General features: G+C 68.7%; 1 protein-coding gene. It reads right to left on the bottom strand.

The features are described 5' to 3' along the window. Positions 1-428: AMP-binding enzyme (locus tag D7X12_RS42030; RefSeq protein WP_147444040.1), on the bottom strand; the 428-nt coding region annotated here is incomplete at both ends.

Genomic DNA, 428 nt, shown 5'->3' with positions numbered 1-428 from the left:
GCACCTCGGCCCAGATGGCCGCGAGCTTCGCTTCCGTCTGCGTGCGCGGTGCGAGGTAGGTGCTGCCCGACTGGGGCGCCTCGGGTTCTGGCAGCGCCTTGCGGTCCACCTTGCCGTTGGCGTTGAGCGGTAGTGCGTCCAGCACCACCACGGTGCCGGGGACCATGTACTCGGGGAGGCCCTGACGCAGTTGGGTCTTGAGCGCTTCGGCTTCCAGGGTGACGCCTGCCTTCGCGACGACGTAGGCGACGAGCCGCTTGTCCGCGGCTTCGCCCTTCGCCACCACCACTGCGTCCTTGATGGCAACAATCCGGCGGAGGGCGGCTTCGACTTCACCCAGCTCGATGCGGAAGCCGCGCACCTTCACCTGGAAGTCGACACGGCCGAGGTACTCCAACCGGCCGTCCTCGCGGTACCGGACGCGGTCG

It is taken from the genome of Corallococcus sicarius (assembly GCF_003611735.1).
Classification (GTDB): domain Bacteria; phylum Myxococcota; class Myxococcia; order Myxococcales; family Myxococcaceae; genus Corallococcus; species Corallococcus sicarius.
Note: the sequence above shows the minus strand (reverse complement) of the source record. Positions and strands in the feature narration are given on the sequence as shown.